This window comes from Idiomarina aminovorans, from assembly GCF_023155095.1.
In the GTDB taxonomy this organism is placed as follows: domain Bacteria; phylum Pseudomonadota; class Gammaproteobacteria; order Enterobacterales; family Alteromonadaceae; genus Idiomarina; species Idiomarina aminovorans.
In genome coordinates, this window is record NZ_JAKNDA010000002.1 from 23146 (window position 1) to 46017 (window position 22872).

Below are 22872 nucleotides of genomic sequence, written 5' to 3' on the forward strand. Positions count from 1 at the left end.
TGTGCGCCTTATTTTCGAAATTGAGCTTTAAATTTTTCCATACGGCTTTTTGCCTGGTCGTTACCCATGAACTCAGACTGGCCTGACTCCAATTTCTGGAAAGCATGATTCACTTGCTCCGTAAGCCAGTTGTCGTGCAATAGCTGTTTCCGACGCTCCGCTGCCAGCTGCTCTGCCAGCTGCCGACACGCATCACTCAAGGTTCGGCCTTCACTCTGCGCCTGCTGCTGCGCTAAGTGCTTTGTTTGTTCATCGATACGAAACTGAATTCTGGTTTCCATGACGGTTCTCTTTTACTGGTGTACTCACAAATGTTAGTACACGTTGAAGACCTTATCAAATTATAGTGTTGAAGTCGCTATTTAACGTGGCAACTTGTAACTATCGTTATATTTCAAAAAATAGCAGGTCGATAGCCGCTGTAATTCTATCCCTGTCATTAGAATTTACGACACGCTGTCGCTGAATGTCCCGTTACGCTCAACAAACTGGTTGTAAGCTTCCATTGCGTCAGAATTCTCTTTCAACCACTGCGCTTGCGCCTGCAAACGAATTTGTTCTTTTAAGGCTGACTCAAGTGTCGCCGATAAATTGATATTAAGTGACTTTGCTTTAGCTAAAAGCTCAGCGTTAATGCTGACGTTTGTCGGCTTTTTTGAAGCAGAAGTGGTGTTATAGATTGCCATTTTATCACCTGTTAATAAAAAACAAGCGCATAATCCATGCGCATTAAATATGCACATGAATCATAGCAGAGCAAAACCTGGGGAGGTCACTCTTTACTTTTGAGAGGTTGTGTCAGCTTGAGTCTGAACGAACATCGATTAATCCAGTTCAAATTGCTTGGTAGCAATAGCCTCCAGCTTGTCATAAGGGATGTAACCAGGCGTTACCTGCTGACCAATGATAATGGTCGGTGTGCCGCGAAAGCCTAAGTCGCGAAATGCTGACATATTTTTGCGAATAATTGCTTCGCTTTCGCTGGATGGTGATAAAAAAGCCTCTGTGCCAGTAACTTGTGCAACGCTTTGCAGCGATTTAGCTGTGTGCATTCCGGATTTTTTCATCATCAGATTATGCGTTTCAAAGAAGGTGTTAGAGTCATTGCGCCACAGGTTCAGTGCATAAAGCGCTGAGTTGGTTTTTAGACCGTCGACCTGTTGCTGCCGTAACGGCACAAAAATATTCACCACCTGAATAGACGGGTACTCCTCAATCAATTTGTGCAGACCCGGCTCTAACCTTTTGCAATACGGGCAGTTATAGTCGGTAAACACAATGATTTTATGAGGGGCATCGATATCACCTATAACAGGGTTTACCGCCGACTCATAAAGCCATTCCTTATTATTAGCGAAGGCATTTTTTTGTTGACCCTGCTGCTCTAAAAAGCGATGCAAGCCTTGGTGAATATTAGAAATAAGCTGTGGATTTTCACGTAATAACTGCTCGACTTTTTCCAATTCTTGTTCTTGTTGCTGGTTTAAATTTTGTGCTGAAGCGTTGCTGCTAAACATAACAGCAACGATGAAAAATGTTTTATAGATAAAATTCATACGACTTTCCTACTTAAAAATTGGTTATTTCAAAAAACTGGTGAAACCAAAGGCGGATAAATAAACCGGGGGGGGTCGTTACGCCGGTGGTCGCCGATACAATGTCACCGTTTTCAATAATGATGATGGTTGGCGTAGCAGACACCTGCCAGGCATTAGAGACGCGGTTAAGGCTGTCGTTAACAATGGGGAACTCATACCCTTTTGCCTGCGCGTAGCTAGCGAGTTTCTCGTTATCACCGGAACGCAGCGCGACACTAACGGTGGGATAGTAGTTACCGATATAATCCACGGTGGGCGATACTGCCGGACAGATGGGGCACCAGGTGGCCCAGAAATAGAGTACGACGGGGCCGTTCTTGCTCATCTCGCGCAAGTTGTATTGTTCGCCGTTAATGTCGGTTAGAGAAGCAAGCCCGGCCGGAACAGACTCCGGCACATCACTATTACGGAAGGCATCAACCACGAACGCAACTGCTGAGAACAACACAATATAAAGCGCCGCTGTTCGTAGACGCTTTGCCCATGAGGTTTTTGGTTTGCTATTGCTCACGAGCATCCTCCAGCGCGTTTATGACCTTTTCTTTGCTGAGCACCACGGGCAGGACGATGCCATCGGGAGCGCCGGGTCCATAAACTTTGTTAAATGGCACACCAAAGGTGTTGTTGGCTTTCAGGTATAGAGTGATGTTTTCGTTGGCCTTGGTCCAGTCGCCGCGCAGGCGTGTTACATTTTCCTGACCCAGGGCAGTAAATACCGGATCCTGCAGCAATACGCCAATTTTATTAGCCTGACAGGTAACACACCAGTCCGCTGTGACATCCACAAACACGGTTTCACCATTGGCTACGGCTGCATCAATACGCTCTTGTGTGAGCGGCTGCCACTGATGATCCTGAGGGAGTTTATTAACCCAACGGTCAGCCGTGAGGAGCAGCGCAGCACCCACCACCGCAGCCAAAATCAAAAAGCCGCCTATGGATAAGAACAGAGCCTTGCGGCCATGCACTTTGCCAATAATCGCTAAGGTGAGAACCGATAATCCGACCGTCAGCACAAGGAATGCCTCGTTGCTGATAAAGTTTTTCAGTAGAGTGGTTAGCCAAACCGAGGTGGCCAGCATCATAATGGCAAATATCGGTTTTACCCACTGCATCCAGCGACCGGGTTTGGGCAGTAATTTTGAGCTTTTTGGGAATACCGCTATAAGCAGCCATGGTAGCGCCATGCCAACACCTAACGCCGCAAAAATCAGCAAAATAACCGATGACTCTGCGGCCAATGCAAAGGCGACAGCGGTGCCTAAGAAAGGCGCTGTACAGGGTGTTGCCAGTACTGTTGCCAGCATGCCTTGTAGAAAATGGCCTTTATAGCTGTTATCGCCGGTAGTCGCGGCGCTGGTATTCAGGGAAGACGGCAGCTTAAATTCAAAGGCACCCATTAAGTTCAGTGCGAACAGCCAGGTAAGAGCCACCAGCGCAGCAATGAAGTAGGGATTTTGGAATTGAATCCCCCAACCGACTGAGCCGCCCGACCAGCGAAGCACTATTAGCCCCAGCGCAATCACCAGAAACGAGCTGATAATACCCAGTGACGAGGCAAAAAACTGCTTACGCACCACGCTGGGTTGTTGTGCTCCCGAGAGCATTAAGCTTTGCACTTTTAAGCCTAATACTGGTAACACACAGGGCATAATGTTCAGGATTAACCCGCCAATTAAAGCCATCAACAGAATGATCCACAGCGGTGGTGCGCTTTCAGTAAGAGTGGAGACGGTGCCTGAGACTAATTTAACCTTATATTCTGCAGCGAAGTTGTCGTCACCGACAGTCGCGGTGAGTTCAGAACCCTTTAAGTCTGGCAATTTCAGCCAATGGCTCACTTCGATATACGCAGTCAGCGTGTTTCCTTCTACTTGAATGCCGGGCGACGAAAAGGTGGCATCTGCCAGAGTTTCATCGCTACTGTGGACAAACAACTGCGGGTCCTGCCAGCCGCTGTCGCGTTCTATGATGAGTTGAATACGTTGGTTTGCGTCTGACCAAATCGCCTGCTTCACATCATTGCGGTCATGTTCTCGAGGCACTTTACCCATCGCCTGATTAAAAGCGAAGGCGCGGTCACTGTCGACGGTCAAAGTGTCCAGATTAATGCGTAAATCAATGGGGTAATCCGTCAGCACGCAAATAGTGGTACAGGACGACATGGTCAGCGAACCGCTGATATGCCCCTGCCGGGTATCAGGGCTCAGCTTTATCATTAACGGAAAGGTCAAAGACCCCTGATACCCGACCGTATCAATGCCCTGAATACTGTAGCGCGAAGGCACTGGCCAGTGCCATTCTATCTCCCTGATATTGGACGAATCAGACCAGTCAAAGGTCGGCGGTATGCCACCCTCGCCGGGCGAGCGCCAGTAAGTCTTCCAGCCCTCCTCCAGCTCAACATGCAGCAAAGCGGGTACGAGGTTTCGCTCTGCTTTATAGTGACCGGTGAGTTCCAGTTTCACTTCCACCGGCGGATGGTCTTTATGACTCAGCCAACCGGTAGACGGTGTTTCTGCTAATGCCTGCGCGCTATAGAGTAATAACGCAGCTATGAGTGACATTAGCCATAACGGAAAAATTTTATTCATAGATGACTCCTGAAGTTAGTATTCCAACGATGAAAATCTGTTGGAAGCGCTACTCCAGAAAGCAACAAAATAGGGCGTGGGGTCGCCTTTTACAGGAAAAGAAAAGCGGTAGCGGTGGCAGATGTTTGTGAACAACTGCTGGCAGAGCCAAAACCAGAAGAACGAAGAAAGACAGTGCTGCGTAGGTGATATCCGGCTGGAACTGCTGCAACAAATGCGTGGTTTTGTCGCAGTCTGCCTTGGCACTTTCGTGTTTTGTATTTGTGCCAACGTGACTGTCAGTGCTCTGCTCCGCCGCTGAAGCTTGCTGATGCTTAGGACAGCCCTCTAACCAACCAAAATTTTGTCCCCAACACAGCGCAAAAACCAGCAATAGCAAGGGTGCTATATACCGACTTTTCTGACACTGTTTATTCAGCTGGTGGAACATGACTTGGGTGACCTTTGGTTCTTCGGCTTTTTCTTAATAAGGTGAAGATGATGACAGAAGCGGGGGTAAAATCAAGTTACGGGAGTAATGATTTCGGTCAGAGCTTCGTGTTATTTGCTTACAGACAGAGTTCCGTCAACGAATTATAGTTACGCCGTTGTTCAGTCATGGAGAGACAGATGGCGTTAGCGCGAGTTTACACCCAGGCATTGATAGGCATTCATGCGCCGGAAATTCGGGTTGAAGTGGATCTGGCAAGGGGAATGCCAGGCTTTACTATGGTCGGCATGAGAGTAGGGCGGTGCGACTGATGAGTCGGGGGGCTTGCTAATGATGATTATCCATTAGCAAAGTTGGACTTTTTTGTTGTAAAACAGCTTTTACTATTGCAGACTAATAATTAGTTATACAGAGAAAAACTGGAGCGCATTATGATCCTACGAGACGGATGGGAAGACATTTAAGAAAAGGATTTGGTAATGGATGCCAAAACGATAGTTTTAACTATATCGGTTATCATAGCCTTGATAGCCGTAATAAACCACGCAAGAACCAGCCGCAGACAAGCTACCATCGACTTAGTTATCCATCAAAAGAATGATGGGCATTTATCAGAATCTCGGTCTACAGTCACCCGATTAAATTCTGACAATGAACTAACCACATACGCTCACTCCCAACATAAGGGTACTGGTGAGAGAAATGCTATTCTTGCAGTTTTAAATAACTATGAGTTTATAGCGACAGGCATGAGGGAAAACGCATTCGATTTAAAAGCCGTATAAGCGAATGAGCTACTCAACTGTGATTAGCGATTGGAACGCCCTCAAGCCATTCATTTACGATCTTAGACGACAAGTTAAACGCGATACGATATTCCAAGAATTTGAATGGCTTGCTGATAAATTCTGCAATAATAGGCTAAAAACTGATAGAAGGTCTTGAACTTTTGCAGCCAGAAAAGAGTGGGCCGTATCATTGCTATCCGAATTAAAAGGGATTACCACCTTGCGGAGTGACGTCGCTTTTCGTGCTTCAGCTCAAATACTTTATCTTGGTAATTGGAGCCATGAATAATGGTCTTTTCAAATTCTTTATATCCGCGCTTCAGTATGTTGCAGCTGTCCAGGAATTGTAAATAAGAATTGAGAATCCCCCACCCGTTTGGCACCGCTTTACCCGTATCCATAAATTGAAGGCTTCGTACTGGCTCTATTACATCAATACCGAAGTTGCGCTTTAACTGTTTACTCAAAAATGGTACGCCAATACCATTACTATTCAAGTAACAAATGCTTCGTAAGGAGATAACTTGCCAGTACCGTTGTGGACAACCAAAGATCCAGCCATCATTTATGTCGCAGGTGTACCGAAGCGCATCAATATTCAACCAACCTAACTCCTCAATGAATTGTTCATAGTGTTTCTCAATAGCAGCCAAGTTCGGACATTTTGCCATGTGCGGGTTCATCCGTAATTGCCCAAATTGTTTCAGTTTATTCGTTATATCGCGTTTTATTTGTGCGCCCTTCGTCGCTCGCATAGCTTCTTGCGCGCTCAGTACTTTCTTAATGTATTTTTCAGCTCGGTCAGAACGACCCCAGCGCAACCTCGCCACAAATACACGCGGATCGGGCAACGATACTTCATTAAGAGTGAGGTATGACTTACCTAAATCTCCTACTGGACTCCCGCCAACCTGCAACGCAATAGGAAGTTTATAAGTCGCCCCTTTGTAGCTAAGTATCAGATCAAATCGACTATCCGTTATCTCACTGATTCCTTGCAACTCGAAAGCTCCGCCAATGGTCGGCGCTCCTGGTTTATCTACTGGATAGTCCTTACCATCTTTTAATTTGATGGTTTTAGCCAATATATGCGTGGGAAACTGGTACCGTGGTAAATGAATTTTCTCGCTCGATAATAGTTGACTCGAGATCTGCAGATGCCATTCTCGTATTGTCTCGTTGCGCTCAGCGACTAACGCGGTGTTTTCACTCTGGACAATCGACTGCAGGTGGCTCAATAGGCGTGAACTCTTATTTAGCCATTTGATACGTTCGGGGTGACATAAAGCTTGTTTAAGTTCATCAACACTTACCTTCGGTTGCTTTAACAAGCTGGCTAAATCAATTTCGATAGCAGAATAGCCACTTGCCTTGATTTTTATTGCTTTGTCATCATCAACTTTATGCGTCACGGCTATTTCGATGAGCAGTGGCTCCCATACACCGGCAACATCAACTTCACATCGTATGTCTGGCCGGTAAACATGCTCATTTAGCCAGACTTCTTCTTCAACGGTCTGGATACTTCTCATATGGCTGAAAAACGCATATTCAAACGTACGGGGTTCATTTAATATCGTTTTCAAGGTACTGGATTCACACTCAACACCAGGCAGATATGTACAATCATTGTTGAGGAAAAATTGTTTGGCAGCCAAATGAAGCGCAGTTTCCCGACAGTGGATATCTTCATCGGCTTTATAATGGGCAAAATGGTGCCGTTTTTCGGGACCTTTTCTGGCAACCAGAACCGTATGACAGGCTGGGCAGATGCAATTACAAGCAAGTCCACTAGATACGTCCTCAATAGACGTTACCTTTCGCTTATCTGCCTCAAGCGCCACAATAATGCTCATAAAAAGTCCTTTTCTATTATTACTTTTGCGTTTCCATTTCCATTAAAAGTTTAAAGGAGTCTGTAGGCAGCATGACACTCTATCAGAAGAGTTAAATTCTCTTGCAGTTTATTTTTCAATCAACGAAAAAGCAAACCTAAGTAAAATGGGACCAAGTAACCTACCACTTGTTGCGATCTTCAATTGGTTATCTGCGGTTTCAAGTTCTTTTTAAAACTTGCCCAGAATTCGCTATCATCTGGGTGATTATTTTTTCTGAATGACTGTAAAGTTCTGATTTTTAATATTTTTTAGTTTGTTTTTGCTTTGCCCCATTTTGGGGGGATTCCCTGTTTATGTGTGAACCCATCTCAATTAAAAATTTGCGGATGTTTAACCTGATGTCTTGGTAAAAGGGTAGAATATTAGAGCTATTCCCTAAAAAGGCGTACCAACTGAGCTTTACTCTGTTTTAGCTCATTTGTTTTACGACTCTTGTTCACGCAGAACTCAATATGCACGAGCTAGCCTATCAATAGAAAATTCAATTACTGAGAAGTTTGCGCTTAACTATAGCCTGGAGTCGTAGCGGGTTTTTCTAACGGGGGAGAACCCAAGATTAAATTGATGAAACCAAGGACGACTCAACAAACTTTGGCTAACAGTTCTAGCGGGAGGATCTCTTAAGGCGTTTTAAACACTGTCCTACATACGTAAGTCGGTTTTCTCATTATAGTTATGCTGTTGTTCAGTCATGGAGAGACAGATGGCGTTAGCGCGAGTATACACACGGGCATTGATAGGCATTCATGCGCCGGAAATTCGTGTTGAAGTGGATCTGGCAAGGGGAATGCCAGGCTTTACTATGGTGGGTATGCCAGCTACAACCGTTAAGGAGGCGCGTGACAGGGTTAAAACAGCGTTAATGAATGCAGGGTTTGAATACCCGCCGGCCACGCGTATTACGGTGAACTTGGCACCGGCAGACATCCCCAAAACCGGAGCCCGTTATGATTTAGCCATAGCAGTGGGGATACTGGCTGCGTCGGGGCAAATATCCGATACTATTTTGGAGCAGGCAGAGTTTTATGGGGAACTGGCACTAACCGGTGAATTGCGTGCTGTAAGTGGTTTGATTCCGGCGTTGCTTGCTTGTCGTAACAAAAGGCGTCAGGCGTTTGTGCCTATAGCTAACCAGCAGGAAGCGGGGTTAGTTCGTGAACAAAAAAGCTGGCTGGCGGCAGACTTAGTGAGTGTTTATGAACATTTGCATGATCACCAGCCACTGCGGGAATCAAAGCCGATAGATTGGGCGCAGCAAATTCCCAATGACGATGGTGATTTAGCCGACGTGGTAGGGCAGGAGCAGGCGAAACGGGCTCTGCTTTTATCGGCTGCTGGGAAGCACCATCTGTTGTTCGTTGGGCCACCGGGAACCGGCAAAACGATGTTAGCCCAGCGTCTGAACGGCATACTACCGCCATTGACCGAGCAGGAAGCTATGGAAATTGCAGCGGTTAAGTCGGTGTCTTTTAACTATCATGGTACTGACATACTGACCCAAAGAGCTATAAGAGCTCCGCACCACACCTGTTCTTCTGCGGCTTTGGTCGGGGGAGGTTCTCCACCTAAGCCGGGAGAAGTGAGCTTAGCAACCCGAAGCATTTTATTCCTTGATGAGGTGAGCGAATTTTCTCGTCATACTTTAGATTGTTTAAGGGAGCCTCTGGAGAGCGGTGAAATAACGATAAGTCGAGCCGCTTACCAGGTGAAATTCCCGGCTAATTTTCAACTGGTTTGCGCGCTAAATCCTTCCCCCTGTGGCCAGTTTGACGGTTCCTTAGCCAATTGCCGCTCCACGCCTGACCAAATCCTCAAATACTTAAACAAGCTGTCGGGACCATTGCTTGATCGCATTGATATTCAGGTAATGGTGCCAAGAGAAAGCGAATCCATGAGTTTAAAAGGTGCCACTAAACATAAAACTCAGACAATGAACTCCGCACAAGCAAAAAGTTTAGTTGAAAAAGCCCGGCAGTGCCAAATTAAGCGGCAGGGTTGCCTGAACAGCGAAATAAAACCCAAAGCGTTAAAACAAATATGTGAGCTTTCAGAAAAAACGGAAGCTTTTTTAGCCAAAGCCGCCGAAAAAATGAAGCTGTCGCACCGGGCCTACCATCGAACCCTTCGTTTAGCCCGAACCATAGCGGACTTAGCCGACAGCGACACGATAAAACAGCAGCATTTGGCTGAAGCTCTCAATTACCGAGCTCTGGACCGACTGATTGATCAAGTGCAAAGCTTGTGATTATTTTGTATATACAGATGTATTACGTTACAGTTCAACGGAGAAATTGTGCTGGAGAGTCGTATGAACAAAGAAGCGATCAAAACTGCAATTGAGCAAGATGAAAATTGGGATAGCGGTGAACTCGGCCAAGAAGAAGCTCATGTAGAGCGTGTGGAATTTGATCGGGCAATTGAAGATGCAATAAATCAATCCGCACGTCTGCGTCCTATATCTATTCGTATGGAAGAAGAGCTCATTGATGATTTGAAGACTATTGCAGAGCATTATAATCTGGGATACCAGCCCCTAATCAGGCAACTCCTAAAGCGTTTTGTCACATCGGAAAAGAAGATTCTGAAACAACGGGCTCAGGCCATGGAAATCAAAGGGCGAAAAGATAAAGTCGCCAAAAAAGCCTGATGCTATTGCATCAGGCAAAGGCATTGAGCCATTGTTTAAACAGCGTAATAAAACGCTTCAATTGCTCGCGGGTAACATCCAAATGGCACACCAGCCGCAGCTTTTGTCCGCCGGGCAGTTTAATGTCATGTTCTGCCATAAGTTCTCGTAAGTTATCGGCGGATAACGAATCGGGCAACTCAATAAAGGTCATATTGGTGCCCGAATAGCGAACACCAGCGTCAGTACCAGCAAGCAATTCTGAAAGTTGCTCAGCCAACCACGCCGCGTTCTCATGGTCTTCCTGAATGCGCTCAAACTGATGCGTTAAGGCGTAATCAATAGCAACGGCTACAAACCCAGCCTGACGCATACCGCCGCCAACCATTTTGCGCCAACGCCGGGCTCGCGCAATGAGCTCTTTTGAGCCGGCTAATAACGAACCAATAGGTGCGCCGAGGCCTTTTGAACAACACAAAGACACACTGTCAAAAGGTGCTGCAAGTTCTGCCATGCTGCGACCGCTGGCAACCGCGGCATTCGGTAAACGGGCGCCGTCTAAGTGCATTGATAAACCATTCTGATCGGCCAGAGTACGCGCTTTATCGAAATAGGCTTGATCAATTAATTGCCCGGCATGAGTATTTTCAAAGGCCAACAAACGTGTAATGGGAAAGTGCGGGTCGTTCGGTTTTATCCGTTTTTTAATGGTGTCCAGGGACAAACTACCGTCAGCTTCTACTTCAATGGTTTGTGGTACAATGCTACCCAAAACCGCTGCGCCGCCAGCCTCGTAGCGATAAGTGTGATATTCCTGACCGACAATGTACTCTTCGCTGTTACGACAGTGGCTCATTAGTCCCAGCAAATTACTTTGGGTACCGGAGCTGCATAGTAAGGCGTCTTCTTTGCCGAGTAATTCAGCGACTCGCTTCTCCAGCGCGTTAATGGAAGGGTCTTCACCATAGACATCATCACCAACGTTGGCATTGGCTATAGCGGTGCGCATAGCAGCGCTGGGAAGGGTTACGGTATCACTGCGTAAATCCAGCATAACAGCCTCTTCTGGGGGTGAGTTATAATCACTATTATCCGGTTCCTTAGCCCAAGGTTGTTTAACGGGCTCAGTCAAGGGATAATGCTCCGATATTGAACCAGACACTCGACAACAAAGCGAGCCAATATGAAAGTTTTTAATAATGTAATAGAAATGGTCGGTAATACTCCCATGTTGAAAGTTACTAATATGGATACCGGCCCGTGCGAGTTGTATTTTAAGCTCGAATTGCAGAACCCGGGTGGTTCTATCAAAGATCGTATTGCGGTGGAAATGGTTGAGCAAGCCGAGAAGCAGGGTAAATTAAAGCCGGGCGATACCATTATTGAGGCTACTGCCGGTAATACAGGATTAGGTCTGGCGCTTGTGGCAGCGGGTAAAGGCTATCCGCTCAAAATTGTTATGCCGGACAAAATGAGTCAGGAAAAAGTTAACAACCTGCGCGCGATGGGTGCAGAAGTCGTACAAACTCGCTCTGATGTGCAAAAAGGTCACCCTGAGTATTATCAGGATATGGCGGCACGTATGGCAGAAGAAAATGGCTACTACTACGTAAATCAATTTGAAAACCCGGCAAACGTAGACGCCCACTACAAAACTACGGGCCCTGAAATGTGGGAACAAATGGATGGCAAAATGGATGCATTCGTTTGTGGTGTTGGTTCAGGTGGCACCTTAACCGGTGTTGGCCGTTATTTACGTGAACAAAATAGTAACATGGATTTGGTTTTAGCCGATCCGGCGGGTTCTATTTTAGAGCCGCTGGTTAACCGCAACGAAGAAATAGAAGCCGGCAGTTGGCTTGCTGAAGGCATTGGTGAAGATTTTATCCCGACGATTTGCGATCTCAAACTGGCCAATACCGCGTTCGCCATTCCTGATAAAGAAGGTATGCAAACCGCACGTCAGGTACTGGAAAAAGAAGGCCTTATGGTCGGTTCATCCAGTGGCTACTTAATTGCCGCGGCGTTGCGCTATTGCCAACAACAAACCGAGCCAAAACGTGTAGTTACTCTGGCGTGTGACACCGGTAACCGGTATTTATCCAAGCTGTTTAACGACGACTGGATGCGTTCTCAAAACTTGCTGTAACGCTTGTTGTAAATTAAGGAACCTTAATAATGGCAAATGAAAAAACAATGAAATTCGCGACGCGCGCTATTCATGGCGGGCAGTCGCCGGAGCCAGTTACCGGTGCGGTAATGCCTCCCATTTTTACCAGCTCTACTTATGCTCAGGAAAGTCCGGGTCAGCACAAAGGGTTTGAATATTCGCGTTCACACAACCCGACTCGTTTCGCCTGGGAACGTTCTATTGCGTCTCTGGAAGGCGGTAAGCAAGGTTTGGCTTTCGCTTCCGGTATGGCGGCAACCTCGACCATTCTTGAATTGTTAGACAGCGGCGATCACATCGTTGCTATGGACGACCTTTACGGCGGCAGCTTCCGTTTGTTCGATAAAGTTCGTGGGCGTTCAGCGGGTTTGCAGTTTTCTTATGTAGATTTGGCGGATTTAAACGAAGTTGAAGCCAACATCAAAGACAATACCCGCATGATTTGGGTAGAAACACCCAGCAACCCAATGCTGAAGCTGGTCGACATTGAAGCCATTGTAAAATTGGCGAAGAAAAAGAACCCGGATATTATTGTTGTAGTGGATAACACTTTTGCTACGCCATTTAACCAGCGTCCGCTGGAAATGGGCGCGGATATGGTCATGCATTCAGCGACCAAATACTTAAACGGCCATTCCGATATGGTTGGTGGTATTGCGGTTGTTGGCGACAACGACGACTTGGTTGAGCGCATGTTGTTTTTACAGAACTCCGCTGGTGCCATTGCCGGTCCGTTTGACTCGTATCTTGCGCTGCGCGGCGTGAAGACGCTGGCATTGCGTATGCGTCATCACAACGAAGCGGCAATGGAATTAGCCAAGTGGCTTGAACAACACCCGAAAGTAGAAAAAGTTATTTATCCCGGGCTTGAAAGCCACCCTCAGCATGATTTGGCGAAAAAGCAGATGCAGGGTTTCGGTGGCATGATTTCTATTTTGCTGAAAGGTGATTTGGAAGCAGCACGCAAATTCCTGGAATCGGTAGAAGTGTTTGCGCTGGCCGAAAGCTTAGGTGGCGTTGAATCACTGATTGAACATCCGGCTATTATGACGCATGCCTCGGTTCCAAAAGAAAATCGTGAGAAGTTAGGCATTCTGGATAACTTTGTACGGGTGTCTGTTGGTATAGAAGATCTGAATGATCTGAAAGCTGACTTAGACAAGGCGTTGAACGCGTTTTAATCGTTACTAACGATTAAGAGCATGACGCTTAATATAAAAAGCCGGCCATTGAGCCGGCTTTTTGCTCTCTATTTCAATAGCTTATACAAAGTTTTACACTTTCGTCATAATTGAGTAAAGTTAGACAAGTCAGTAAAAACTGATCGAAAACAAAAATAAAAACGCAAAAGCGTTGCATAAAAAACGAGAAGGAAAGACTTATGCTATTGAGCCTCATGGTACTCCAAGGACTCGTAGCCGCTCTATTGTTTTATACTTTAGTGGGTCGGCATCAGAAGCAACCACTGTGGAATTTGTTAGCGGTTTTAACCGCTGGTTTTATTCCGCCGCTTAACTGGGCACTGTTGGTGTTCGCTATTGGTGTCAGAATGTGGCGTCGTTCGTCGCAAACCAAAGCAACACAAAACATAACGGCAAAACTGAGTCATTGAAGCTGTCACCAGCAGCTGTCATTAGTAAATAAGGCAATTTAGCAGTATGTCAGATACCACCAAAATACGGCCTTTTCATTTAGCTATTCCGGTCAGCTCACTGGATAATGCCCGGGCGTTTTATGGGAAGGTACTTGGGCTTACTCAAGGGCGCAGCAGTGATGAATGGATAGACTGGAATTTTTTTGGTCACCAGTTTGTCACGCATGTAGCACCCGATGTCGCTGGCTTAAAAAACCACAGTGGTGTCGACGGTCATTCAGTTCCGGTTCCGCATTTCGGAGTTGTACTGCTACGTGATGACTGGGAAGCGCTGGCTGAGCGCGTAAAAGCGGCTGGTATTGAGTTTGTGATAGAACCTTACATTCGCTTCAAAGGTAAACCGGGTGAGCAGGGCACCATGTTTTTCTACGATTATTGCGGTAATGCGTTAGAATTCAAAACCTTTAACGATGACAGCCATATTTTCGCGACCTAAGCGAACGACCTGCGCAGCTTCTCGCTTTGCGGCTGCGCTGCAACATTACCTCCACTTAAAACCAGACCCACTCGTTTGCCTTCAAACAACGTTTTATTTTGTATTACGGCGGCTAAGGCAATAGCCGATGAAGGCTCCACGATAATTTTCAGATGATGCCAAATGAGCTGCATGGCTTTTAAAGTATCCTCATCTCTTAGCATCAAAATTTCACTAATACGCTTTTGAATAATAGCAAAGGGCCGTTCGCCAATTTGTGTGAGCAAGCCATCGCAAAGACTTTTAGCGGGCAAAGCAGGTTGTCGTTTCCCTGCTTTTAGTGATAACCAGGTATCGTTAGCCAGTTCCGGCTCCGCGCCGAAAACTTGTATATCGGTCTCCTCACAGGCAAGGCAAGCGCCCGATAATAAACCGCCGCCGCCTAAAGGGGTGATCACTGCATCCAGCCCGTCAGTCTGTTCCAGCAGCTCAAGTGTTGCTGTCCCCTGCCCGGTAATAATATCGGCATGATCATAAGGAGGAATAAAATGGCTTTCGCCTTCTGACTGCCACTTGCTAACAATGGCTTCGCGCGCTGCCATGCCGGGCTCTATATCGGTAATATTGGCACCGCCGGCTTCTATATTTTGTCGTTTTACGGCTGGCGCGTTAGTAGGAACGCCGACCTTAACGGTAACGCCGAGGGCTTTACCGGCATGCGCTAAGGCTGCACCATGGTTACCTGACGAGACGGTAATAACACCGTGGCGGCGTTGTTCCGTGGAGAGTTTCAATAAGGCGTTAGTGGCGCCCCGGAACTTAAAGGCCCCGGTGCGTTGCAGATTTTCACACTTGAAAAATAATTTGCAGCCGAGCTGTTGGTTTAACTGAGGGTTGGTTAACACTGGTGTTTTAACGATATAGCTATTGATTCTCTGTTGCGCCTGTACAACATCGGCATAGCAGGTAAGCGATAACTTCGGCATAATACGGCCCTCAATAAATAAAACGACACAGTGATAAGCATACACTGTCTGGAGCCAGAACGTGAGTCAACTCGATACCTTTCAGCGCATACGCCAACTGCCGCAAGAACAACAAATTGTGATGGCGTTATACTTGTGTGAACGCATGGTTCCGAACTACGACTTCTTTCACCAGTTAACCGGCTTTGGTGACAGCAAGCCCTTGCACGGTACCTTAAACGCTTGCTGGGACTGGATCGCGAACCCTAAAAAAACCAAGGTAAACTTTTCTCGTTGGCAGGAGAAGGTTGATGAGCAAACGCCCAGTGAGCATGGGCATGACATGTTAGGTGTTTATCCTGCAATGGATGCCTGTACCGCTCTGAGTACCCTATTGCAGGGCTTGTTGGACGATAATGCCGCCAACTTCCTTGACGTGGCTAAAATATCCCAGGCCAGTGTGGCGAAGTTTATTGAACTTAATGACGCCGAGGCAGTGGGCACTGAAGAGTTAAAAGAGCACGTTCAGAACCATGAGCTGATGGAGTACGAAATTGCCATTCAGCAGGCCATGATCAATTTCCTTGAGCAACAGCCTGCGGTTAACCGTGCATTAGTCAGTCAGCTTAAAATGATGCTTAAAGACGAGGGGGTGTCGAATCTTGGTCTGGCTTTGGACGCTGAAGAATAGACAGCCAGGCAAAAATACCGAACGCCAGAATTTGCCAACTGTCGCCTTTGCGCCAAGGGTATAACTCTTTCATGGTGGCAACAAAAATGCCGAGTAACAGCAAATGCGTGATAATCACAATGGCTAATAACAGGCTGAGCAAACCAATGGATTGAGTGCTTAGCTCGCCGTTTGCACCGGCAAGCAGAGCAAAAAGGCCTAGCCATATAAGGGCAAAAACAACTTTGCCGGCAATAATAATAACTTTCATGCTATGTCCTTAGTCAGTAAGCGAAAGCAAACTTGTCCGTGTGTCTTTTCTTTAGTGACACGCCAGTTTGCTGGTAATTTTAACGGCCATTCTTTTTCGGTTTCCAGATAAACGGTGTTGTCTGCTGCCAGCCAATTTCCTTGATCCAGCAGTTGTAACGTTCTATCGGCCAGCCCTTGACGAAATGGCGGGTCGATAAAAACCATGTCATAGGGTGTTGCTGATTGTGTTTCGAGCCAGCCTAAAGCTTCGTACGTGATAACTTCAACAACCTCGGTCTTTAACAGCGTCACATTATTTTGCAGTTGTTGGCTAACGGAGTTTACTGCTTCCACCAGAGTCACCCGAGCCGCACCGCGCGATGCCGCTTCAAAGCCTAAGCTGCCGCTGCCGGCAAATAAATCCAGTACCCGGGCGTCGCTGATATCCCATTGCAGCCAGTTGAAAAGGGTTTCGCGAACCCGGTCGGTGGTAGGACGTAAGCCCGGGCTGTCAGCAACCGGTAAACGTCGGCCCCGCCATTGTCCGCCAATAATTCGATAGTCGCCGCTGGCGCTTGTCTGGCGTTTTTTTCTCACTCTGTGGCTTCCTTTATTCAGACCGTCGTCAGTTTGTTAACGGCATGGTAAACTAAAGCCTATAGTTTAACGATTCCTGCGTGTCAGTTCCAAGGAAACCAATATGTCGATGTTTTCGCTGTTTAAGAAGAAGCGTAATGAGAAGGCACCTGAAGCCAAAGAAAAGAAAGAAGATGCGGTAGTAGAAGAACAGGAGCAGCCAGAGTCTGAATCAGAAACGAAGCCGGAGTCGGAAGTTAAGCCGGAACCCGAACATCAGACTGAGCTGGCACCTGAACCAACTGAGAGGCGCGAAGAATTACCCAGTGCCGCAGATGACTGTGCGCAAGTGACAGCAGAATCACATGCGGCAAAATACGCTCCCGAAGCGAAAGAAGCGGCTCAACCTGAACCGGTTGCCGAGCCTGAGCCCATAGTCGAAGAAACGCCAGAATCTAAGCCAGAACCAGAAGCCGCACCAAAAGAGAAAGGCGAAAAGAAAGGTTTCTGGGCACGACTAACCCAGGGCTTACGCAGAACTTCCGGCTCTATTGGCTCCGGTCTTATTGGCGTATTTCGCGGTAAGAAAATTGATGACGACCTGTTCGAAGAACTGGAAACACAGTTGTTAATGGCTGACCTGGGGGTGGCAACCACCACCAAAATTATCGATAACCTGACAAAGCAGGCTGACCGTAAGCAGTTAAAAGACGCAGAAGCGTTGTACGAATTGCTGCAGGAGCAGTTAGCCGAGATTCTGAAACCGGTCGACAAGCGTCTGGAAATACCCGAGTCCGACTCGCCCTATGTCATTTTAATGACCGGTGTGAACGGTGTGGGCAAAACCACCACCATTGGCAAGCTTGCCAAGCAGTTTAAAGCCGAAGGTAAATCGGTGATGCTGGCGGCGGGGGATACTTTCCGTGCTGCGGCGGTTGAGCAATTGCAGGTGTGGGGCGAACGTAATGATATTCCGGTTATTGCTCAGCATACCGGGGCTGACAGCGCCTCTGTATTGTATGACGCCTTGCAGGCAGCGAAGGCGCGAGACGTCGACGTACTGATTGCCGATACCGCCGGCCGCTTACAAAATAAAGCGAACTTAATGGAAGAGTTGAAAAAGCTGGTTCGCGTAATGAAAAAACTCGATCCGGAAGCACCGCATGAAGTGATGCTGACCCTGGATGCCGGCACCGGTCAAAATGCGATGAGTCAGGCAAAACTCTTTACCGAAGCGGTAGGGGTATCGGGTATTGTGATGACCAAACTGGATGGTACGGCAAAAGGCGGTGTGATATTTGCGGTAGCGGATCAATTCGCTATTCCGATTCGTTATATTGGTGTTGGTGAAAGTTTAGAAGATTTACGTCCATTTGTAGCAAAAGACTTTATAGCGGCGCTATTTGACCGTAACGTAGAGGAATCAGAACAAACCACAGCGAGCTAATCATGATCCGCTTTGAGCAAGTCAGTAAAACTTACCGGGGAGGCCATCAGGCGTTAAGCCACGTGGACTTTCATGTGCAGCCGGGCGAAATGGCATTTTTAACCGGCCATTCCGGTGCGGGTAAAAGTACTTTGCTTAAACTGATTAGCTTAATGGAAAGGCCAACCGCAGGCCGGGTACTGATTAACGGGCACGACCTGCGCAAAATTAAACCTGCGCAAGTGCCTTATGTACGCCGTGACATTGGTATGATTTTTCAAGATCACCGTTTGCTGATGGATAAAACCATTTTTGATAACGTGGCGTTGCCTTTAATTATAGAAGGTTACAGCGTGCAAGAAGCCCGCAAACGGGTGGTTGCGGCACTGGAAAAAGTCGGTATAGCGGACAAAGCAAAACATTATCCGTATATGCTGTCCGGCGGCGAACAGCAACGTGTCGGTATTGCCCGCGCCATTGTCACAAAGCCGCCTTTGCTGCTGGCGGATGAGCCTACCGGTAATCTGGATCCTAAATTATCGATGGAAATTATTCGCTTATTTGAAGAATTTAATAAAGTGGGTGTTGCGGTATTAATAGCAACTCATGATTTAGGGCTGATTGCACGCCTGCGTTACCGCACCTTAACCTTAAAAGACGGACGTATGATTAATGATGGTCTGGAGGACGGTGAACTATGAGTTTATTGTTCCGTAATCGCAGCATCGAGAAAGGTGCCAGTAGTCGCGGGCGCTTGCCCTGGTGGCGCCGTTTAATTATGGTGCCGGTGCATCACGCTCAGCAGGCAATAGCCAGCTTAGGCGAGTTGTGGCGTAACCCGTTTGCTTCGTTTATGACCATGGCGGTGCTGGGACTGAGCCTGACTTTACCGTCATCGCTTTATGTTCTGGTAAAAAATACCAGCACTATTGCCGATAACTGGCAGCAAGCCTCCGAAGTGACCTTGTTTTTAAGAAAGGACTTGCAGCAATCTGAAATTGACACACTAAAAACCCAGACCGAACTCTCAGAGGGCGTTAAGTCCGTAACGTTAATTCCGAAAGAGCAGGGGTTAAAAGAATTTAAAACGCAGTCTGGTTTTGGCGAAACGCTGGATTATTTGTCGTCAAACCCATTGCCCGATGTTTTGGTCGTAATTCCGGCGGAATCGCATCGCTCACCTCAACGTGCCGAAGAATTACTCAACCGGCTGGAAAAGCAGCGTGAAGTAGCTTACGCAAAAATGGACTTAGACTGGCTTAATCGCCTACAGGGTATTCTCAATTTAATTGAAGACATTTTGGGTGCTCTGGCTGTGGTGCTTTGCTTGTCAGTAGTGCTTATTGTTGGCAATACAATTCGATTAAATATTCTTTCTAAGCGTGACGAAATTATGGTGATGAAGCTGGTTGGGGCTACTAACGCCTTTATTCAGCGGCCGTTTCTATACACTGGGGTATGGTACGGAATTATTGGTGGATTGGTAGCCTTTTTGGCAACAGCGTTGTTGATCTGGTGGGTCGAAAGCGCCGTAGTAGAATTGACGGAACTCTACGAAACGCCGTTTCAACTAAACGGTCTGACCTTAGGCGAATTATTGATTGTATGGTTGGTTGCTGTTGGGTTAGGTTTAGCCGGTTCTTATTTGGCTGTAAGACGTCACATACAGAGCATTGAACCTGAATAAAATAGGGTTGCGAAAGCTATAGGCTTAGTTATACTAAATTACCTGATCAACAACGATCATAATAGAACTTTTAGACTCAAAAAGGGTCTTAAAAGCTGGCTGAAAAGCAGTAATTTAAGTCGGTATTTTAAGTAGAGGTTGTTAAATGAGCACTGAATTAAACACTATGGCATTATCGGTTCCCCAAGGGGGAGGACTGGACGGCTATATTCAGTCAGCCAACCGTATTCCCATGCTCACCGCCGAAAAAGAAAAGGTGTTGACAACAAGGCTTTATGAGAACAGTGACCTTGATGCTGCGAAAGAGCTCATCATGTCGCATCTCCGCTTTGTGGTGCACGTAGCCCGTAGTTACTCTGGTTATGGTTTGCCACAAGCTGATTTAATTCAGGAAGGCAATATTGGCTTAATGAAGGCCGTTAAACGCTTTGACCCATCATTTGGTGTGCGCCTGGTATCATTTGCCGTTCACTGGATTAAAGCAGAAATTCATGAATACGTGCTGCGTAACTGGCGCGTTGTTAAAGTGGCGACCACCAAAGCACAACGTAAGTTGTTCTTTAATTTGCGTAAAATGAAAAAACGTTTAGGTTGGTTCAGCCAGAAAGAAGTTGAAACCGTCGCTAGCGAACTGGGTGTCAGCACCAAAGAAGTGCAGGAAATGGAATCTCGCATGAGTGCTCATGATCAGGCGTTTGAGTTGAGTTCAGACGATGATGATTCAAAAGAAGGCAGTGCCTATTCGCCGGCAATGTATTTAGAAGACAAGCGTTCAGACCTGGCGGCAGAAATTGAAGCTGAAGACTACGAGAGCCATACGCAGCAGAAGCTTCTGGGTGCTATGGGTCATCTGGACGAACGCAGTCAGGATATCGTCCAGGCTCGTTGGTTAGCGGAAGATAAAACCACGCTGCATGACTTAGCCGCAAAATATGAAGTGTCGGCAGAGCGTGTTCGCCAACTTGAACAAAACGCGATGAAAAAACTTCGTCACGCAATGACCTAAATGAAGTGCCGCATTGGTTGCGGTGCTTGCTGCATAGCCCCCTCAATTAGTTCTCCCATCCCCGGTATGCCAAATGGCAAACCGGCGGGTGTGCGTTGTGTCCAACTTGACGATGATAATTTGTGTCGCCTGTTCGGTAAGCCAGAGCGCCCGCAAGTGTGTGGTGAATTTTCAGCAGATAAGGATGTTTGTGGTGATACTCGCGACCAGGCAATTATTTTGCTGACGTCACTGGAAGAAGATACCCATTCTGGTTAGTGAATTTTGTTAATTCGGATACAAACACCAGTTCAATTCCTTGCTTCTCTAATTGGGGCAGGTGTTGTTGCAAAAAGTTCAAGGTTTCCGGGTAGGGATGCGCAATACCAATAGCCTGGCCGTTTTTTCTGGCCATTCCCAGCAATTGACTAAACTGCTGTTGTAGGTAGCGCTCATTAACTTCGTTATCCAGAAATACGTGGCGGCGCGAGCTTTTCACGCCAAACTCTCCGGCAATCTGTTCAGCCACACTAAATTCTGAGGTTCGGCTGTCAATAAAGAAAAGTTGACGAGAGGCTAAAGTTTCCATAATTGCCTGCATAGGAACCGCCAGCTGAGTCAACTTACTCCCCATATGATTGTTCACTCCAGCCACATAGGGAATGGAATCGAGCGCGTTAACCAGTCGCAACTTAATTTGAGTGCTGGTCATATCGGCAGTTACTACCCCGGGCCCCGGACGGCTATTCTCAATAGCTTCCATTGGCATATGCAACAGCACTTGTTTTTTCTGATGATGAGCGCGCAAAGCAAAAGCACGGGCGTAAGGTGTGTAAGGAAGGACTGCAAAACTGAGATTACCGGGTAAAAGAGCCGCTCTTAAATCACTTTTACTATTACCCATATCGTCAATGACAATAGCGACTTTATTGGCGTAAACCGGGCTCGCCAGAAAAACCAGTAACCCCAGAGTCGTAAGAAACCTTAACATTAATGTATCCAGTTGCTTGGATTTTGTGGACGCCCCTGATGGCGTATTTCAAAATACAGAGCGGGTTTATTACGAGAACCGGATTGGCCCATTAGCGCAATTTCTTCATCCTTACGGACTTTTTCACCAACCGCCTTAGTTAAGGTTTGATTGTGGCCATAGAGGCTCATATAGCTCTCGCCGTGATCAACAACAATGACTAAACCAAACCCTCGTAACCAGTCAGCATAAACCACTCGGCCATTTGCGATAGAACGAACCGGTTGCCCGTTACTGCCTTCTATTAACACGCCTTTCCAGTTAACCGGGCCTTCCCGGCGTTTTCCAAATAAGCGTTTGACGTCGCCGCTGCTGGGCCAGTTAAGTTGTTTTTTTACCGCTTGCAGGCCAACCAGCCGAACATCTTTTTGCTGGGCTAATGCGTTTTCAATGGCACTTAACACCTGCTCCAGTTGTTCGCGGCTTTGCTCCAATTCATTAACCCGGGAACGATCTTTGCGTTGTTGCTGCTGTAGCTCTGCTAACTTATCTTTTTGTTGGTGCTGTTGCTGTTCAAGTTGAGCACGTTGCTTTTGCTGTCGCTGCTTTAGGCTTGCTAATTGGTTTTGCTGTTGTTTCAGCTTTTCAGCCAAGGCGGTAATTTCTGCTTGCGTGTGCCGTATGACTTTAATTTCCTCGACTCTTGCGGTGTTCAAATATTGGTAATAACTCAGCATTCTTTCAAATTGCGCCGGATCTTGCTGATTTAACAGCATTTTAAGGAAATCGTGGTTTCCGTTCATATAAGCGGAAACCAGTTGGTCTTCCAGCAAAGCCACTTGTTGCTTTTGTTTCTGCTGAAGCTCTTTACGGCGTTGCTGAGAATCCGTAATTTGTTGATTAATTTTCTTAAGTTCGGTTTGAGTGTGGCGTAATGAGCCGGCGATTTCTGCTGTTTTGATTTCCAGATCCCGCAGTTGCCGTTCGGTTGAATTCAGTGTGCTACTGCGTTCTTCTATAGCTTTAATACGCTCCGCAAGCTCTTCGTTAACCGCTTGAATTTCGGCTTCGGTTGAGGCTTTATCGTCCTCGCTATAATCTTGCGCTAAAGTCGGGCTGGCAATAGTCAGCCCGACTAAAATTAAGAAGAACGCCTTTCGTGGCATGA

28 protein-coding genes are annotated in these 22872 nt (G+C 46.8%); 16 read left to right on the plus strand and 12 right to left on the minus strand.

Annotated features, from left to right (window positions below):
* Nucleotides 1-8: 8 nt before the first annotated feature.
* The 5 genes from L8G48_RS04160 to L8G48_RS04180 form a co-directional block, all read right to left on the minus strand.
* Entirely contained in the window at nt 9-281 is a 273-nt protein-coding gene (locus L8G48_RS04160; RefSeq protein WP_248263359.1) for a type II toxin-antitoxin system RelB/DinJ family antitoxin, read from the minus strand.
* Between the two features lie 165 nt (nt 282-446).
* Complete coding sequence (locus L8G48_RS04165) at nt 447-686, minus strand: type II toxin-antitoxin system CcdA family antitoxin (RefSeq protein ID WP_248263360.1); 240 nt, start codon at nt 684-686, stop codon at nt 447-449.
* A 138-nt stretch (nt 687-824) separates the two neighbouring features.
* Complete coding sequence (locus L8G48_RS04170) at nt 825-1556, minus strand: DsbA family protein (protein WP_248263361.1); 732 nt, start codon at nt 1554-1556, stop codon at nt 825-827.
* 13 nt (nt 1557-1569) lie between these two features.
* On the minus strand, nt 1570-2109 hold the full coding sequence (locus L8G48_RS04175) for a protein disulfide oxidoreductase (protein WP_248263362.1): 540 nt from the start codon (nt 2107-2109) through the stop codon (nt 1570-1572).
* The gene (locus tag L8G48_RS04180) at nt 2099-4192 is read right to left on the minus strand and encodes a protein-disulfide reductase DsbD family protein (RefSeq protein WP_248263363.1); all 2094 of its coding nucleotides are present in this window, start codon (nt 4190-4192) and stop codon (nt 2099-2101) included. Before L8G48_RS04180 ends, L8G48_RS04175 begins: the two co-directional genes overlap by 11 nt.
* Before the next feature lie 121 nt (nt 4193-4313).
* On the opposite strand from L8G48_RS04180, the gene L8G48_RS04185 reads away from it, so the two are divergent.
* The 4 genes from L8G48_RS04185 to L8G48_RS13595 all read left to right on the plus strand — a co-directional run bounded on the left by L8G48_RS04185 (nt 4314) and on the right by L8G48_RS13595 (nt 5567).
* Entirely contained in the window at nt 4314-4493 is a 180-nt protein-coding gene (locus L8G48_RS04185; RefSeq protein ID WP_248263364.1) for a hypothetical protein, read from the plus strand.
* 308 nt (nt 4494-4801) lie between these two features.
* Entirely contained in the window at nt 4802-4933 is a 132-nt protein-coding gene (locus L8G48_RS13470; protein ID WP_282444606.1) for a hypothetical protein, read from the plus strand.
* A gap of 168 nt (nt 4934-5101) precedes the next feature.
* The gene (locus L8G48_RS04190) at nt 5102-5407 is read left to right on the plus strand and encodes a DUF4760 domain-containing protein (RefSeq protein ID WP_248263365.1); all 306 of its coding nucleotides are present in this window, start codon (nt 5102-5104) and stop codon (nt 5405-5407) included.
* A gap of 4 nt (nt 5408-5411) precedes the next feature.
* Nucleotides 5412-5567, plus strand: a complete 156-nt coding sequence (locus tag L8G48_RS13595; RefSeq protein WP_443986709.1) for a DUF4760 domain-containing protein — start codon at nt 5412-5414, stop codon at nt 5565-5567.
* A gap of 55 nt (nt 5568-5622) precedes the next feature.
* Here the strand turns inward: L8G48_RS13595 and L8G48_RS04195 are convergent, their stop codons facing one another.
* Nucleotides 5623-7266: a competence protein CoiA family protein gene (locus tag L8G48_RS04195; RefSeq protein ID WP_248263366.1), complete on the minus strand. Its 1644-nt coding sequence runs from the start codon at nt 7264-7266 to the stop codon at nt 5623-5625.
* Between the two features lie 745 nt (nt 7267-8011).
* Here L8G48_RS04195 and L8G48_RS04200 point away from each other — a divergent pair.
* Complete coding sequence (locus tag L8G48_RS04200) at nt 8012-9553, plus strand: YifB family Mg chelatase-like AAA ATPase (RefSeq protein WP_248263367.1); 1542 nt, start codon at nt 8012-8014, stop codon at nt 9551-9553.
* Between the two features lie 63 nt (nt 9554-9616).
* Entirely contained in the window at nt 9617-9955 is a 339-nt protein-coding gene (locus tag L8G48_RS04205; RefSeq protein ID WP_248263368.1) for a hypothetical protein, read from the plus strand.
* 10 nt (nt 9956-9965) lie between these two features.
* Here L8G48_RS04205 and ltaE read toward each other — a convergent pair whose 3' ends face one another.
* Nucleotides 9966-10988, minus strand: a complete 1023-nt coding sequence (gene ltaE / locus L8G48_RS04210) for a low-specificity L-threonine aldolase (protein ID WP_248263794.1) — start codon at nt 10986-10988, stop codon at nt 9966-9968.
* 129 nt (nt 10989-11117) lie between these two features.
* Here ltaE and L8G48_RS04215 point away from each other — a divergent pair, with 129 nt between their 5' ends.
* From L8G48_RS04215 to L8G48_RS04230, 4 genes are all read left to right on the plus strand, one after another.
* Nucleotides 11118-12083, plus strand: a complete 966-nt coding sequence (locus L8G48_RS04215) for a PLP-dependent cysteine synthase family protein (RefSeq protein ID WP_248263369.1) — start codon at nt 11118-11120, stop codon at nt 12081-12083.
* 29 nt (nt 12084-12112) lie between these two features.
* Nucleotides 12113-13285 (plus strand): cystathionine gamma-synthase, encoded by a 1173-nt coding sequence (locus L8G48_RS04220; RefSeq protein ID WP_248263370.1) that lies wholly within the window; start codon nt 12113-12115, stop codon nt 13283-13285.
* 200 nt (nt 13286-13485) lie between these two features.
* Nucleotides 13486-13716, plus strand: a complete 231-nt coding sequence (locus L8G48_RS04225) for a hypothetical protein (RefSeq protein WP_248263371.1) — start codon at nt 13486-13488, stop codon at nt 13714-13716.
* 46 nt (nt 13717-13762) lie between these two features.
* A complete protein-coding gene (locus L8G48_RS04230) occupies nt 13763-14194 on the plus strand; it encodes a VOC family protein (protein WP_248263372.1) in 432 nt (143 codons plus the stop codon).
* On the opposite strand, the gene L8G48_RS04235 is transcribed toward L8G48_RS04230, so the two are convergent.
* Nucleotides 14191-15159 (minus strand): threonine ammonia-lyase, encoded by a 969-nt coding sequence (locus L8G48_RS04235; protein WP_248263373.1) that lies wholly within the window; start codon nt 15157-15159, stop codon nt 14191-14193. The two genes, L8G48_RS04230 and L8G48_RS04235, sit on opposite strands and share 4 nt — an antisense overlap.
* A gap of 61 nt (nt 15160-15220) precedes the next feature.
* Here L8G48_RS04235 and L8G48_RS04240 point away from each other — a divergent pair, with 61 nt between their 5' ends.
* Complete coding sequence (locus L8G48_RS04240; RefSeq protein WP_248263374.1) at nt 15221-15829, plus strand: YjaG family protein; 609 nt, start codon at nt 15221-15223, stop codon at nt 15827-15829.
* Here the strand turns inward: L8G48_RS04240 and L8G48_RS04245 are convergent.
* Together L8G48_RS04245 and rsmD are read right to left on the minus strand one after the other, a co-directional pair.
* A complete protein-coding gene (locus L8G48_RS04245) occupies nt 15777-16079 on the minus strand; it encodes a DUF1145 domain-containing protein (RefSeq protein WP_248263375.1) in 303 nt (100 codons plus the stop codon). The two genes, L8G48_RS04240 and L8G48_RS04245, sit on opposite strands and share 53 nt — an antisense overlap.
* Entirely contained in the window at nt 16076-16657 is a 582-nt protein-coding gene (rsmD, locus tag L8G48_RS04250) for a 16S rRNA (guanine(966)-N(2))-methyltransferase RsmD (protein ID WP_248263376.1), read from the minus strand. The genes L8G48_RS04245 and rsmD overlap by 4 nt, the downstream gene beginning before the upstream one ends.
* Nucleotides 16658-16760: 103 nt before the next feature.
* On the opposite strand from rsmD, the gene ftsY reads away from it, so the two are divergent.
* The 5 genes from ftsY to L8G48_RS04275 all read left to right on the plus strand — a co-directional run bounded on the left by ftsY (nt 16761) and on the right by L8G48_RS04275 (nt 21013).
* On the plus strand, nt 16761-18083 hold the full coding sequence (gene ftsY / locus L8G48_RS04255) for a signal recognition particle-docking protein FtsY (RefSeq protein WP_248263377.1): 1323 nt from the start codon (nt 16761-16763) through the stop codon (nt 18081-18083).
* 2 nt (nt 18084-18085) lie between these two features.
* Complete coding sequence (ftsE, locus tag L8G48_RS04260; RefSeq protein WP_248263378.1) at nt 18086-18763, plus strand: cell division ATP-binding protein FtsE; 678 nt, start codon at nt 18086-18088, stop codon at nt 18761-18763.
* On the plus strand, nt 18760-19749 hold the full coding sequence (ftsX, locus tag L8G48_RS04265; RefSeq protein ID WP_248263379.1) for a permease-like cell division protein FtsX: 990 nt from the start codon (nt 18760-18762) through the stop codon (nt 19747-19749). The genes ftsE and ftsX overlap by 4 nt, the downstream gene beginning before the upstream one ends.
* Nucleotides 19750-19894: 145 nt before the next feature.
* Nucleotides 19895-20755 (plus strand): RNA polymerase sigma factor RpoH, encoded by an 861-nt coding sequence (gene rpoH / locus L8G48_RS04270; protein WP_248263380.1) that lies wholly within the window; start codon nt 19895-19897, stop codon nt 20753-20755.
* Complete coding sequence (locus tag L8G48_RS04275; protein ID WP_248263381.1) at nt 20756-21013, plus strand: YkgJ family cysteine cluster protein; 258 nt, start codon at nt 20756-20758, stop codon at nt 21011-21013.
* Here L8G48_RS04275 and L8G48_RS04280 read toward each other — a convergent pair.
* Together L8G48_RS04280 and L8G48_RS04285 are read right to left on the minus strand one after the other, a co-directional pair.
* Nucleotides 20970-21725: a divergent polysaccharide deacetylase family protein gene (locus L8G48_RS04280; protein ID WP_248263382.1), complete on the minus strand. Its 756-nt coding sequence runs from the start codon at nt 21723-21725 to the stop codon at nt 20970-20972. The genes L8G48_RS04275 and L8G48_RS04280 overlap by 44 nt on opposite strands.
* Nucleotides 21725-22870: a murein hydrolase activator EnvC family protein gene (locus L8G48_RS04285; protein WP_248263383.1), complete on the minus strand. Its 1146-nt coding sequence runs from the start codon at nt 22868-22870 to the stop codon at nt 21725-21727. The genes L8G48_RS04280 and L8G48_RS04285 overlap by 1 nt, the downstream gene beginning before the upstream one ends.
* Nucleotides 22871-22872 lie beyond the last annotated feature (2 nt).